General features: G+C 60.9%; 9 protein-coding genes. 2 read left to right on the top strand and 7 right to left on the bottom strand.

Features of this window, described 5'->3' with window-relative positions:
• Positions 1-548 precede the first annotated feature (548 nt).
• The 3 genes from HY962_16790 to glmM form a co-directional block, all read right to left on the bottom strand.
• Positions 549-1712 carry a glycerate kinase gene (locus HY962_16790; protein MBI5648590.1) on the bottom strand — a complete coding sequence of 388 codons (1164 nt, stop codon included), beginning with the start codon at positions 1710-1712 and terminating at the stop codon, positions 549-551.
• The gene (gene eno, locus HY962_16785) at positions 1709-3010 is read right to left on the bottom strand and encodes a phosphopyruvate hydratase (GenBank protein MBI5648589.1); all 1302 of its coding nucleotides are present in this window, start codon (positions 3008-3010) and stop codon (positions 1709-1711) included. The genes HY962_16790 and eno overlap by 4 nt, the downstream gene beginning before the upstream one ends.
• Positions 3011-3083: 73 nt before the next feature.
• On the bottom strand, positions 3084-4451 hold the full coding sequence (gene glmM / locus HY962_16780; protein ID MBI5648588.1) for a phosphoglucosamine mutase: 1368 nt from the start codon (positions 4449-4451) through the stop codon (positions 3084-3086).
• Between the two features lie 126 nt (positions 4452-4577).
• Here glmM and HY962_16775 point away from each other — a divergent pair, with 126 nt between their 5' ends.
• Positions 4578-5090, top strand: coding sequence for a hypothetical protein (locus HY962_16775; GenBank protein ID MBI5648587.1), 513 nt, complete (start codon positions 4578-4580; stop codon positions 5088-5090).
• 14 nt (positions 5091-5104) lie between these two features.
• Here the strand turns inward: HY962_16775 and HY962_16770 are convergent, their stop codons facing one another.
• From HY962_16770 to HY962_16755, 4 genes are all read right to left on the bottom strand, one after another.
• On the bottom strand, positions 5105-5872 hold the full coding sequence (locus tag HY962_16770; GenBank protein ID MBI5648586.1) for an SPOR domain-containing protein: 768 nt from the start codon (positions 5870-5872) through the stop codon (positions 5105-5107).
• A 153-nt stretch (positions 5873-6025) separates the two neighbouring features.
• Entirely contained in the window at positions 6026-6253 is a 228-nt protein-coding gene (locus tag HY962_16765; GenBank protein MBI5648585.1) for a hypothetical protein, read from the bottom strand.
• The gene (locus tag HY962_16760; GenBank protein MBI5648584.1) at positions 6253-7404 is read right to left on the bottom strand and encodes an acyl-CoA dehydrogenase family protein; all 1152 of its coding nucleotides are present in this window, start codon (positions 7402-7404) and stop codon (positions 6253-6255) included. The genes HY962_16765 and HY962_16760 overlap by 1 nt, the downstream gene beginning before the upstream one ends.
• Before the next feature lie 273 nt (positions 7405-7677).
• Positions 7678-9114 carry a hypothetical protein gene (locus HY962_16755; GenBank protein ID MBI5648583.1) on the bottom strand — a complete coding sequence of 479 codons (1437 nt, stop codon included), beginning with the start codon at positions 9112-9114 and terminating at the stop codon, positions 7678-7680.
• Positions 9115-9272: 158 nt separating this feature from the next.
• Here HY962_16755 and HY962_16750 point away from each other — a divergent pair, with 158 nt between their 5' ends.
• Entirely contained in the window at positions 9273-11942 is a 2670-nt protein-coding gene (locus HY962_16750) for a choice-of-anchor D domain-containing protein (protein MBI5648582.1), read from the top strand.
• Positions 11943-12230 lie beyond the last annotated feature (288 nt).

Genomic DNA, 12230 nt, shown 5'->3' with positions numbered 1-12230 from the left:
TGGCAAGACGCCGATGCAGACCTTTCTCGATTCCATACCGCTTGCAAAAGAAAAACTCCTCGATACATTACCAACATCTTTTGAGACTTCGAATCAGACCGACCAAACCACCGTCTGTCAGGTCTAATCGTAGCTAGTACAAATGAAGCGTGCGGAGGCATCCGCGCCTCGCGCCTCCCCCACGCGTGATTGTGCACCCGCCGAATCAATAGGGACACAATTCGTAACGTCTAATCGTCTGATCGTCTGATCGTCTGATCGTCTGATCGTCTGATCGTCTGATCGTCTGATCGTCTGATCGTCTAATCGTCTGATCGTCTAATCGTCTGATCGTCTAATCGTCTGATCGTCTGATCGTCTAATCGTCTGATCGTCTACTCTCCCGTGAGGATAGAGGAGGAAGGAGACAGGAGACAGGCCGAGACTCGATTGGCTCCTGCCTCCTGATTCCTGTCTCCTCACTCGAACAGAGTACACCAATCTACGTATCTACCCATCTACCAGTTACCATCTACCATTTACCAATCTTTCCTCGCCCACCGCGCGAGTCACAGTCTACCGATCTCATGGAACAGGGATGTGATAGCTTCGCTCAACAACGACGCGGCCTGGCTCAAATCATCCGGCGTGGGTTCCCTGTCGAGCACGGTCACGAGTCTGTGTAAGCCAAGCTTCTGCGTGATTGTCTCCCGGTCCCCGCGGATGGTGCCGGCGCAGGCAATACACGGCACGCCGGATTCACGCGCGGCACGGGACACTTCGCCCACCACTTTGCCCATGGCCGATTGTTCGTCTATGCGCCCCTCGCCGGTGATGACCATATCCACGCCACGCAGTGCCTCGTGAAAACCGACGGCGCGCATCACGGTGTCGGCACCGGGAAGCAGGCGCGCACCGGTAAAGGCGGCAAGGGCAAAACCGAGTCCGCCGGCTGCGCCGCTGCCCGGGCTCTCCGGATCAAGATCACCAACGTCCCTGGACACACAGGCGGCAAAATGTGCGAGTGCATCGTCGAGCCATTGTACGTCCACGGGGGCGAGTCCTTTTTGCGGACCGTAGATGTGTGTTGCACCCTCTGATCCGGTGAGAGGATTCGTCACGTCGCACAAGGCGTTGATATGGCAGTTGTTAGCATCCCATCCTTCGCGTGGTTTCTCGATCCGGTGCACGGCCTGGAGCACGACGGGAAGTGTTGCGTCGATGGTTTCACCGATGGGGATTTGGCGCCCTTCGCGGTCGAAAAAGTGATATCCGAGCGCGGCGGCCATACCGATGCCCGCATCGTTGGTAAAGGTGCCGCCGAGGCCGGCATACACCTGTTGCGCTCCCGTCTCGAGGGCTTTGCGCAGCAGCACCCCGAAGACGGTGGAACTGCGATGGAGGACGGAAGGTCCACCGGGCACGGAGAGTGACGCGTTCAGAACCGTGGCTGCATCGAGATACGCGGCCGTGGGCGGTCCTCCTACCGACGGGGTGACCCAGTACGCCGCGTCGAACGGACGTGCGCTCCAGTCGTGAAGCCGGCAGCGGAGGCGCTCGGCACCGGCGGCTGTGCCCAATATGGACGCACAGCCCTCCCCCCCATCGCTAAGGGGGAGCACGGTGATGTGTGTGCCGGGTCGGACCGCCTGTATCGCGGCGGCGATCACGCGCCCCGCTTCATCGGCGCGCAGCGTGCCTTTAAAGGCATCGGGCGCGACGAGAATGTTCACCGCTGAATGTTGAAGGCAGCGGCGCCGGCATAGATCGCGGAGGTGTCGAGTTCCTCTTCGATACGCAGGAGCTGATTGTATTTCGCGATGCGGTCGGAACGGCTCGCCGAGCCGGTTTTGATCTGTCCGGCGTTGGTGGCAACGGCGATGTCGGCGATGGTGGCGTCCTCGGTCTCGCCCGAGCGGTGGCTGATCACGCTGGTGTACCTGGCGCGTTTGGCCATTTCGACCGCGTCGAGAGTCTCGGTGAGTGTGCCGATCTGATTGACCTTCACGAGTATTGAGTTGGCGATACCCGCATCGATGCCGCGGCTGAGTATGGCGGGATTCGTGACAAACACATCGTCGCCGACAAGCTGACAGCGGTCGCCGAGAGCGTCCGTGAGTTTTTTCCAACCCACCCAATCATTCTCGCCGAGGCCGTCTTCGATCGAAATAATCGGATACTTCTTCACGAGTTTGACGTACATCTCGACCATTTCCTCGGAGGTCTTGAGACTCTTGTCGGATTTAAAGAAGCGGTACATGCCCGGCTTCTTGCCCTTGCCTTTCTCGAACATTTCACTGGCGGCCACATCGAGGGCGATGCCGCATTCGGCGTCGGTGTACCCGGCCTTTTCCATGGCCTTGAGGATGTACTGTATCGCTTCCTCGTTCGATTTCAGATTCGGGGCGAAGCCGCCTTCGTCGCCCACCGATGTGTTCAACTTCGCGTCCGACAGCACCTTCTTGAGCGCGTGAAAAATCTCGGTGCCGCAGCGCAGGGCCTCGCTGAATGTGGGCGCGCCGAAAGGCACGATCATGAATTCCTGAAAATCGACTGTGTTGTCGGCGTGTTTTCCGCCGTTGAGGATGTTCATCATCGGCACGGGCAGGTACTTCGCGTTGGTGCCGCCGATGTAGCGGTACAACGGCATGCCCAGCGTTTCCGCCGCGGCCTTTGCCGTCGCGAGTGACACACCGAGCAGCGCGTTTGCGCCGAGATTCGCCTTGGTGTCGGTGCCGTCGAGTTCGATGAGGAAATTGTCGATGCCGGTCTGGTCCATCGCATCCCACCCGATCAGTTCGTCGGCAATCACGTCGTTGACGTTCTCGACGGCCTTCTGCACGCCTCTGCCGAGATACCGCTCCTTGTCGCCGTCGCGTAATTCCACCGCTTCACGCTCGCCGGTGGATGCGCCGCTGGGCACGGCCGCGCGACCCGTGACCCCGCTCTCCAGCTCCACATCCACTTCGATCGTCGGATTGCCCCGCGAGTCGAGTATCTCTCTCGCAAAAATGTCAAGTATGGTCGTCATGGCTGCCTCTCAAAGTGAAGTGGTGCGTGATGGAATTTTCTGTGTGATGAGTGCGGCGCTGTGCTGCGCCCTGTTACGATGTGATGAGTCCGGCCTCTCGGGCCACGGTGGCGGCCAGCGCCTCGGCGGTCTCACCGCTCGGCGCCTCGGCAATCACCCGCATGATGGGCTCGGTGTTGGATAGACGCAGATGCACCCAGCCCTCGGGGAAATCGATACGCACACCGTCGGCGGTGTTCGGCGCATGTGAGGCGTAGGTCTCGCAGATGCGTGCGAGTATGGCCGCGCTGTCGCGTCCCGCGGTACTGTAGGTGAATTTGCGGATGGAATACTCGGGCAATTGTGCGCGGTAGGCGGATACGGGACCGTCGAAACCGCTGAGCGCATCGAGCAGCAAAAGTATGCCCACGAGTGAATCGCGCCCGGGATGGATCGCGGGCACGATGACGCCACCGCTCCCCTCCCCGCCGACAACCGCGCCTGTCTCAAGCATGCGCGCAACCACGTTGATTTCGCCGACAGGCGTGCGATGTACTGTGGCACCGTAGGAGCGTGCAATGTCGTCCACTGCGCGTGTGGTCGAGAGATTCACCACCGTGTGTACGCTGGATGGTGTATCACATCGCGCCAGCACTGCTGCAACGGCAGTGGTGACGGTGTATTCCTCGCCGTAGGGTTCGCCCTTTTCGGTGAACACCACGAGACGGTCGGCGTCGGGATCGATGGCGAAACCCATGTCGGCACGGTGCTGCAGCACGGCCTCACCGAGTGATACCAGATTGTGTGGCAAGGGCTCGGGCGCATGGGGAAAGAGTCCGCTTCCATCGCAGGCGGCGGGAATGACTGTGCAGCCGAGTTCGCGGAGCAACGCGGGCACGATGTGACTGCCGGATGCGTTGACGGCGTCCACCACAATGGTAAAGGCGCGTGTGAGGATACGCGCCACCGCATCAGCGTTGTACGCGAGCACGGTCTCCACATGTGTGCGCCAGAACTCCGCGGCATCGCGGCGCTTGCCGAAGGTCTCGTATCCGACCCAGGGGAAATTTTCGTCGGCAAGAATCGCCTGCAGTGCAGCGTTCTGGCGGGCGTCCAGGAACACACCCGTCGCATCGAGGAACTTGAGTCCGTTCCACTGCTGGGGATTGTGGCTTGCCGTGATGGCAATGCCGCCGCGCGCCCCGAGCTTCTCCACGGCGAGCTGCACAGTGGGAGTGGGCGCAACGCCGATATCTATCACGTCGGCGCCGCACATACGCGCCGCCGCCACGACCAGATCCTGCAGCGTGTCGCCGCCCGACCGTCCGTCGCGGCCTATGACCAGCGGACCGCCGCCAGACAGCCGCACAAATGCGGCCGTGAAGCGGGTGATATCCGGTGGGAGGAGCGATTCGCCCGGTATACCGCGTATGCCGGAGATGCTGATTATGGGAGACGTCATGGGCGTTTGAATTGCTCGAAGAACGAGACAAAAGTACGGCGGAACTGCTTGCCGAACAATGCGGCAGTTTGTTTGTGATGTGTCCGCGAGATACGTTGCCATGATACACTCTTGTGTTCACAACAGATGAAAACCACCATACAACGCCCTTCCATTTTTCTCCGGCTTTTCCTCTCGCATCTGCTGATGCTGCTCTTCAGTTTCGGCGTGGGACTCTTTGTGTTCGATGCGCTTTTTGCGCCGGGTCTTCGACCCTTTCTGCAGCGAAGCCCGAGCATACTCATCCCCGCCGTTCTTGCTCTGATCGGTGTGGCGGGCCTGCTTGCAGTGTGGACGGCAACCTCGATCACACATCCGCTGGAACGTCTCGTCAACAGTATCGGCAATGAGGATGCGGCCGCCGAGCTCGAGGATATCGCCGCGTCGGCTCCGCTCGAAATCGCCGAACTTGCACAGGCGCTGCATGCGTCACCACGGGTCTCGGAGCCGCCGGTGGATATGTCCGCGGAGCAGTCCGACGTCCCCACGTCAGACGGTGATGAAACGTCCTCAGGATACGATTCGGACAGCCCGGCCGGAGCGGATGACAGCGGCAGTCCCTTGACTCCGCCTCCTCCGAGCGACAACGACAGACACTGATCCGGGACGGCCTCTCATTTCCCGAGGTGGACGATCGAGGCGGATCTGCCCGGCAGATCCCGCTCCAGAGCCGCTTTGTATGTGCGCGCGGTGTGCGGATGTTCGAAGGTTCCGACCGAAACGCTCCAACGTCCGCCGCGTCCCTGCACACGCGCGGGATACCCCTTCGACAATAGCCGCTGCTGTTCGACAAGCGCCTGCCCGCGTGTGGTGAATTGCCCCGTGATCAGCACATACCCCTTTGAGCCGGAGTTAGCACGCGCCGATGCCGCCTGTTCCGTGCCGCGTGACCGCCGCGGGGCAGCGGCGGTTCTCGGAGCATGCTGACGCCGAGTGTGCGTCGCGGATGTGACGTCATCGCTCTGCTGTATGTTCTGAGCGTCGTCGGAAACTTTGCTCTGTTGCTGTTTTCCGTCGGGAGCAGTCTGTGTGACGGCTCCGGGCGTAGGGGTACGCTGTGAGGACGGATCGGCATTCTTCGTCGTTTCTTGTTGTCGCGTGCGTGCTCCCGCATGTGTACCACGGTCCTTTCCAACGCGGGCTCGCGCGCGTTCACCACCGGCCGGCAAGCCGAGCGTATCGTTCAGGAAGGCCACTTGTTTCTGCAACTGGTTAATCTGCACGCGCTGACCGACGATCAGCCGATTCAGGCCGATCAATTGTTTGGACTGCTGTTTGAGCTGCGCCGCGAGATAGATGCAGCCGATCAGAAGAACAATCAGGCCGAACCACTGTATGATCACGGAAAACTCGAGCCGCTTTTTCGTTGCCGTCGCCGCCATGGAGTACCTCATACCAGACGATTGGGATATATATGTGTTTTCGGAAGGCGTTCTGCCACGCCGCCACACGAAACTAGCCCAATCACGCCGAGTGGAAAAGGGGAATTTCGACGGAGGTTGAAAGAGCTGCACGGCGCCGCGCGGTGATGCGCGTCAGCGATCCCGTATGGTCAGCGTGTAATAGGTCTCGCCGTCTTCCTTCCGGAGCACATCGAGCGAGTGCTTGCGGCCCGCCTCGAGGTTCAGAAAAAAGCGCACGCGTTCGAGCAGCCGTTCTATGGCCTCGTCCTCTGTGTGTGCCCACGAGTCGCATTCGCGTATCGACGGCACGGCCGCGTCAAAACCCTCGTAGGTTTTTCGTATAACGACCTGGAACTGCATCAGTCCGCCAGCAGACGGCGGCTGATCACGAGCCGCTGAATTTCGGATGTGCCTTCGCCGATAGTGAGCAGCTTCACGTCGCGGTAGTATTTCTCGGCCGGGTAGTCCTTCGTGAAACCGTACCCTCCGAGGATCTGCACCGCCTCATTGGTGACACGTGTTGCCACTTCGCTGGCGTACAGTTTTGCCTCCGCCGCGGCGATGTTGATGTCCATGCCCTGCGCGCGCATCCATGCGGCCTTGTAGGTCATGAGCCGCGCGGTCTCGATGCCCATGGCCATCTGCGCAAGTTTGAATTGTGTGGCCTGGAATTCGGAAAGCGGCTGGCCGAATTGTTTGCGCTCCTTCGCGTAGGCAAGCGCAGTCTCGTACGCGCCCTGCGCGCAGCCGAGAGAGTTGGCGGCAATGGAAATGCGACCGCCGTCGAGGATCTGCAGGGCCTGTTTGAAACCGAGTCCGGTGCTCTCACCCAGCAGATGATCGGCGGGAACGCGCACGTTCTCGAGGATCAGGGAAGCCGTGTCGCTGCAGCGCATGCCGAGTTTGTTTTCCTTCTTGCCCGTGCTGAAACCGGGTGTGTCGCGGTCCATGACAAAGGCGGAAATGCCCTTGCTGCCGATGCCGGGCTCCGTCACAGCCATGATGACCGCGGTGCGGCCCACGGAGGCGTGTGTGATGAAGTTTTTTGATCCGTTGATCACCCACGAGTCGCCGTCGCGCACGGCCGTCGTGCGCATGCCGCCCGCATCACTGCCGGATCCGGGCTCGGTCAGACCCCACATGCCCATCGTCCGACCGCTTGCGAGATCCGGAATGTAGCGGCGGCGTATGTCATCGGATCCGAACAGCAGGATGTGATTGGTGCACAATCCGTTGTGCGCCGCGACGCCGAGACCCACCGCCGGATCCACACGTGAAATTTCCTCGACCACAAGCGCATATTCTATTGGACCGAGTCCCGCACCCTCCAGTTCTTCCGGAACCATGATGCCCAGGAAACCGAGCTCGCCCATCTTGCGGAACACATCCGTCGGGAAATGCTGCGCCTCGTCCCACTCCAACACATGCGGACGGATCTCGCTCTCCGCAAAATCTCTGGCCGTCTGGCGGATCAGTTCCTGTTGCTCTGATAACTCGAAGGAATACGACATGGTGCGTTCGGATTAATGGTGAAACTCACTGTGTCTGGCAGTATCCAGGCGGGAATTGCCGAATATACAAAACCTATCGTAGATAGCGCATTTTATCGTTTCTGTCTGCACTATCTGACTCAGGGGGATAGTATCCTCACGCTCGTGTGAGGATTCAGGAGGAAGGAGTCAGGAGACAGGCACTTGCTCGATTCGTGTCTCCTGTATCCTTTCTCCTCACGCGAACAGAATAGACCGATCTATCCATCGACCGCTCGCAGGCCAAACCACAAGCTACCCACCAGTATCAAAGACCACGCCGCCGAGATCCGTCCGCTCATAAAATCGGGTCCGTTCCGCGCGGGCGGCCGCAGTTTCCGTTTCGATACGTGGAAATCGATACAGCGGTGTGCCGTCGTCACGCAGCACCAGATCGCCATGCAACTCGGTAAGAGCGCGATTGAGCAAACGCTCGATTTCCGTGCGATCCATCACGGCGAGGCCGGGCCTGTTCACCGACGCGCAGAGTTCGTCGAGCGTGCGCGCACTGCCGCCCGCCTCGAACACCGCACGGACGATGCGCCTGCGTTTGTTGCGCTCGAGCCGCGCGCGCTCCTGCGTGCGCACAACGATGGCACGGCCAAGCGGCACAAGGAAAAATATCACCGAGAAAATGAAGGGAATCCAGCCGAGTGCCACGGTCACAAAACCGGCGGTGCCGAAAAATTCGTCCTCGATGATCGAGAGTATCGACTCCTGCATGCCGCTCGAAAAAACGATGGACATCGAGAACAACAGATTAAACGCGTTGACCGCCCCGATGAAAAAGTCACGCCCGCCGCTGTTGCCCGTCATTTCGTAGGGCGCCTCGTATTCATCCCAGAACAATTCCACCGAACCGCCCTTCATCGCGTCGTCACCCTTGCGCAGCACGTCGAGGAAGCGGCCCACCAGCACGCCGTCGTCGGTGATGTCGGCGCTGCCCTTGAATCGTGTGAGGTAATCGGCGAGGCGCTGCTCGGCCTCCTCGTAGGTCCATCCCGCGAGCGCGACAATTTCGGTGACGGTCAGCACGCCCTTCTGCGAGCGTAGCCAGGCCACGATCTCCTTCTCCTGTGCGAAGGGATCAAATACCGGACGTGGAGGTCCGAATACAAAGTCGTACACCGACTGCACGAGCCGCTTTTTCTGCTCCGGCGTCTGCGGATTCGCGCGCTCGGCCTGGCGGTACGCCTTGTGCCTGTACCCGTGCCGGTCCGACATGTCGACGAGTATCATGCCGCGCGCGGCGAGAGAAAAGAGGTCGCCGAAAAGATCGCCGATGAAGCGCAGACCGCCGCCCTTTTTGCTGTCGGAGCGCCCGCCGAAAATCATCGCCAGCAGCAGCAGCGTAAACACGATAAGGTACACGATGAGCATCACCGTGATCCAGATCTTGAACAGCCACGTGAAGGTCTTCCACAGCAGAAGGCCGGCGTCGCGCAATTTTTCGGACGTGCTTTTCTCGCCGCGGCGATGCAGGGAGGTCCCGAAATCGTAGAGTATCTCGCCCGATTCGGTGACCTGCAGGCGGCACTGGTATTGGTTCATCAGCGCATCAAGCGCCGTGCGCGCGTCCTCGATGGCCAGGCCGGAGGCGGCGCTTGCGTCGGCGACGGTGAAGCGTCCGCGCGCGCCGCGCAATGTGGGACGAAGGACGGCTGCCGCCTCGTCGGATGAGAGTAGTTTCATGGTGCTGCCGCATGTCGTGAAAGTAAGGCGGCAAAATACGACGGCGCGGCAGCGCGGACAAAACCACGCGGCTATTCAGAGGTCGCGTGTCAGGAATTGCCCCGCTCCCCCGTCTCGGTCTATATTGGTTTTTCTTTTATTCACGGAGTGCGGGAATCATGACGCTGCGAGTGATGGTGGGTTGTGTATGCGCCTGTGTGTTGGAAATCGTGTCCGTCGCCGGAGCGCAGACCTTACACTGGAACAAGACGGGAGTGCCCGTGTCGACCTCCGTCGGCATTCAACGCGCGCCAGTGCTCGCGACCGACGGCCTCGATGGCGCGATCATAGTCTGGGAGGATGTGGGCGCGGGTGTGCCGCGTCTCGTCGCGCAACGACTCGACGCGGGTGGCCGGCGGCTGTGGGACACCAGCGGTGTGACTCTCTGCGCCGCTGCCGGTGTCAAGGCCCTCGGCGACATCGTGTCCGATGGCAACGGCGGCGCCATCGTTTGCTGGTGGGATCGGCGGAATGGAAACGACTATGATCTTTTCGCCCAGCGTCTCAGCGCCACGGGCGCCATTCTGTGGACCAGTAACGGCATCGCAGTGGCACAGGCTTCGGGCGACCAGCTCCTCGCCGACATGCTGCCCGACGGGAACGGCGGTGTCGTCATTGCGTGGGAAGATCGCCGCATCGCGGGAGACGCCGACGTGTACACACAACGCCTCAACGCCTCCGGCGCGGCATTGTGGACGGCCGCGGGACGGAAACTCACGACGGATCCGCGCGACCAGATCGCGCCGCATCTCGCCGACGACGGTTCCGGCGGCGTGTACGTTGTGTGGACGGATAAACGCACCGACGACGACATCTACGCGCAACGTGTGGATGCAAACGGAACCGCGTTGTGGCTGCAGAACGGTGTCGGGGTGACCGCGCTGCCCGCGCGGCAGATCCGGCCGCAGATCGTCTCCGACGGACGGGGCGCCTGTGTGCTCGTGTGGGAGGATTACAGGAACGGCACCACATCGGATGTGTACTATCAGAAACTCGATCGATCCGGATCCGCGCAACGCACCGCGGGAGGCGAGCCGCTGACTCGCGCGCGCAACGACCAGACCAACCTCGCGTTAATCGCCGACGGCTTCGGGGGTGCAATTGCTGCGTGGGCCGATTTCCGCGGCGGTGCCACCGCCGATATATACGCGCGTCGCATCGACGCCAGCGGCGCCGCCATCTGGAAGGTCAGCGGAGCAGATTCGACAAATGGCGTGGTGGTGAGCACCAGCACCGACACACAGGAGATTCCGATGCTGCTGCCGGACGGACTTGGAGGAATGTTCTGCGCCTGGCAGGATAAACGCAACGCCGCCGATTTTGATCTGTTCATGCAATCGCTGTATCCCGGCACCACCGTGCGCTATCCCTCCGGCGGCGGTCCACTGCTGCGCATCGAACGCAACCAGATGAATCTGCGTATGGTGTCCAGCGGACGTTCGTCCGCCATACTCGCATGGCAGGACGGACGTGTTGCCGACGGGTCCGCGGACATTTACGCGCAGCGTGTAAGCTTCAGCGCCTTCGCGCCCGACAGCATCGGCTTCGACAGTGTCACCTACGGCGCGACACGCGAGATACGTTTTCCCGTGTTGAATGCGGGACCCGACACCGTGACCGTGACCGCTCTGGGATTCACGAGCACCTCCAACACCGACTTCCTCTTTACGGATGCTCCCGGTGTCCCGTTTTTTGTGCGGCCGGGCGATTCGGTGATGTTGGGGATCAAGTTCGTGCCGCGCGACCGCGGTTACCGCGCCAACGGCGTGCGCCTCACCTACGGGGCCGGGTCGCAGCACATACTCGGCGTGAGTGGCATCGGCTTGATACCGAATCACGGGTCGTATCCCACCAGTCTCGCCTTCGGCACACGCAAGGTGGGGATACCCGTCGACACCACGCTCCGCGGCATATTGAAGAACAACGGATACGGCGCTCTGATAATTCACACGATGCGTTTCGACGGATTAAATGCCGACGCGTTCAGTCTTGTGAATGCGCCGGCGCTGCCGCTCACACTCAACACCAACGATTCGATTCCGTTGACGATCCGCTACACACCGCGCTTCAACGGATCGGAGAGCGCGGCTCTTACCATGCTCAGCAACGGCGGATCGACCGTGCGAGCGCTGTCATGTTCGGGTACGGGTGTGTATCCGACATCCGCGATTGCTCCCGTGTTTCTGCGTTTCGACAGCAGCAACGGGACGCCGGTCACACGCAGCTTTGTTGTAAAATCCACGGGTGCGGTTCCCCTGCGCGTGTTGTCGGCCGACGTGTTGGGTGTGAATCCACGCGACTTCACCACAACACTTGCTCCGCCTGTCACACTACGGCCGGGCGATTCGATTATTGTGCCTGTCACCTTTGTTCCCCGCAATAACGGCATGCGCCAGGCCTACCTGCGCCTGACGCTTGATCAATTGACGCCGGTTGTCTCTATCGCGCTGACAGGAAGCGGATACAATGTGGCAACGTCCGTCGATGCCGTCACACCCGAAGGTCTGAGTATCGGATCCGTCTATCCGAATCCCCTGCACGCAAACGGCGGTGATGGTGTTCTGCCCGTGTACCTGCCCGCGTCGCAGCACGCGTGTCGTGCGCTCGTGACCGTGACCGACGTGCTTGGTCGTGTGATGCAACAGAACCACCTCGAGTTCGAGCCTGGCGAGCACCGTCTCCACAATTTATCCACCCATCACCTCACGCCGGGCCTCTTCCTCATCACCATCGACCTTCCTGATGGTGACCGACCTGAGCGCTACCTGCGTCGATTCATCGTGCAGTGATTTCGTTCGGATGTGTAGCGGGAACTCGGGACAGCGGGACAGCGGGACCACGACCCTGTGTCTCGCTGAGCTTGTCGAAGCGCGACGGGACAGCGGGAGCGGAACAACGAAATAGTGTCTCGCTGAGCGGAGTCGAAGCGCGACGGGAGAGCGGGACGCGCACCCTCACCCCGGCCCTCTCCCGTTCCGGACGTGGGTGACTGATCTGTTTTGTGCGGTGTTGCATGCGTGGTTCGCGGCGGTGTCGGGCGACCGCCGGTCGCCCTGTCGGAGTTTTCTCGCGCATCG

The sequence above is a fragment of the Ignavibacteriota bacterium genome, assembly GCA_016218045.1.
Lineage (GTDB): Bacteria > Bacteroidota > Ignavibacteria > SZUA-365 > SZUA-365 > JACRFB01.
This window is presented reverse-complemented; position numbering and strand designations above follow the sequence as displayed.

Excerpts from the sequence above, each read along its gene's own strand:
- eno (MBI5648589.1), bottom strand. The coding sequence starts at position 3,010 with ATGACGACCATACTTGACATTTTTGCGAGAGAGATACTCGACTCGCGG.
- glmM (MBI5648588.1), bottom strand. The coding sequence starts at position 4,451 with ATGACGTCTCCCATAATCAGCATCTCCGGCATACGCGGTATACCGGGC.
- HY962_16775 (MBI5648587.1), top strand. The coding sequence starts at position 4,578 with ATGAAAACCACCATACAACGCCCTTCCATTTTTCTCCGGCTTTTCCTC.
- HY962_16770 (MBI5648586.1), bottom strand. The coding sequence starts at position 5,872 with ATGGCGGCGACGGCAACGAAAAAGCGGCTCGAGTTTTCCGTGATCATA.
- HY962_16765 (MBI5648585.1), bottom strand. The coding sequence starts at position 6,253 with ATGCAGTTCCAGGTCGTTATACGAAAAACCTACGAGGGTTTTGACGCG.
- HY962_16760 (MBI5648584.1), bottom strand. The coding sequence starts at position 7,404 with ATGTCGTATTCCTTCGAGTTATCAGAGCAACAGGAACTGATCCGCCAG.
- HY962_16755 (MBI5648583.1), bottom strand. The coding sequence starts at position 9,114 with ATGAAACTACTCTCATCCGACGAGGCGGCAGCCGTCCTTCGTCCCACA.
- HY962_16750 (MBI5648582.1), top strand. The coding sequence starts at position 9,273 with ATGACGCTGCGAGTGATGGTGGGTTGTGTATGCGCCTGTGTGTTGGAA.